The sequence below is a fragment of the Promicromonospora kroppenstedtii DSM 19349 genome (assembly GCF_000515355.1).
GTDB classification, from domain to species: domain Bacteria; phylum Actinomycetota; class Actinomycetes; order Actinomycetales; family Cellulomonadaceae; genus Promicromonospora; species Promicromonospora kroppenstedtii.
This window is the reverse complement of record NZ_KI911633.1, coordinates 20,018-21,551: the sequence shown is the minus strand read 5'-3', so window position 1 is coordinate 21,551 and position 1,534 is coordinate 20,018. Positions and strand designations below refer to the sequence as shown.

Below are 1,534 nucleotides of genomic sequence, written 5' to 3'. Positions count from 1 at the left end.
TGCTGGGCGGTCCACTGCACGGGGGCGAGCCAGGCGCGGTCGGGCCGCAGCTCCAGCCCGTCCTCGAAGACCGGCAGGTCGCCGTGCCACACCTGGTACGCGTAGTCGACGTGCGGGGGCTCGTCGCCGGTCGCGTACGGGGCGTCGGCGAGCGCGACGGTCAGGGACAGCAGCACGCCGCAGAGCACCGCGACCAGGACCGCCCGGCGCTCGGCGAGCACCGCGGTGTCAGGGCTACCCCGGGACGCGAACCAGGCCCGCACGCGCGGGCGCAGCAAGCGGGTCATGCGGTGCAGCAGCACGATCGGCCACGCGACGACCGGGACCGTGCGGGGTCGGGACACGCGTGCAGGGTAGCCACGGCAGGTTGACGTCCCGCGGCCCCCTGGTCACGGCGGGATAACAGTCATTGCAGGGCACGCGGTGTTCATGCCCTGGTCATGTGCCGCTCCTACGCTCGTGAAGCCAGTCACCGCTCCTTGGAACACTGCTCATCGAAAGCACAGGCCATGAAGCTGTTCGTGCAGATTCCCTGCTTGAACGAGGAAGAGACGCTTCCTCTCGTGCTCGCCACGATCCCGCGCAGCATCCCGGGGATCGACGAGATCGAGATCCTGGTCGTCGACGACGGGTCCACGGACCGCACCGTGGAGGTCGCGCGCCGGCTCGGCGTGCGCCACTTCGTGCACCACACCCGGAACATGGGCCTCGCCCGGTCGTTCCGTGACGGTGTGGACTACGCGCTGCGGCACGGAGCGGACGTCGTGGTGAACACCGACGGCGACAACCAGTACCCGCAGGAACGGATCGGCGACCTGGTGCTGCCCGTGGTGCTCGGCAGTGCCGACATCGTGATCGCCGACCGGCAGACCGCCACCATCGAGCACTTCTCGCCGCTGAAGAAGACCCTGCAGCAGGTGGGCAGCGCCGTGGTGAACTTCGCCGCCGGGACCGACCTGCCCGACGCCGCGAGCGGGTTCCGCGCCTACTCACGCCCGGCGCTGCTGCGCCTGAACGTCGTCACGCAGTTCAGCTACTGCATGGAGACGATCATCCAGGCCGGGCACAAACGGATGCGGATCCAGAGCCTGCCCGTCACGACCAACCCGAAGACGCGCGAGTCGCGGCTGTTCAGCAGCATGTGGCAGCACATCGCCCGGTCGGGCCAGGCGATCAGCCGGTCCTACGTCATGTTTAAGCCGCACACGGTGTTCGTCACGCTCGGGCTCCTGTTCGCCCTCGGCGCGGTGGTGCCGTTCGGCCGGTACGCGGTGCTCCTCGCCACCGGGACCGCCGGTCAGCACCTGCAGTCCATCGTGCTCGGAGCGACGTCGCTGGTGGGGGCGCTGCTCAGCTTCGCCCTGCTCGTGCTGGCCGACCTCCAGCGCACCAACCGGGTGCTGCTCGAGGAGACGCTGGAGCGCCTCAAGGAGGTGCAGTACGGCACGACCACGGGCCCGGTCGCGGCGGACACCGCCCGGAGCCGCGCCGCGTCGCCCGAACGGACCGCCACGCCGTCCACGGCCCCGGGCCG

At 70.4% G+C, this 1,534-nt stretch carries 2 protein-coding genes; one reads left to right on the top strand and one right to left on the bottom strand.

The features are described 5' to 3' along the window. On the bottom strand, positions 1-344 hold a 344-nt coding region (locus PROKR_RS34060), incomplete at its 3' end, for a hypothetical protein (protein WP_036960808.1). A gap of 192 nt (positions 345-536) precedes the next feature. On the opposite strand from PROKR_RS34060, the gene PROKR_RS06280 reads away from it, so the two are divergent. Then, a partial coding sequence (locus PROKR_RS06280) for a glycosyltransferase family 2 protein (RefSeq protein ID WP_342665854.1) occupies positions 537-1,534 on the top strand: 998 nt, incomplete at its 3' end.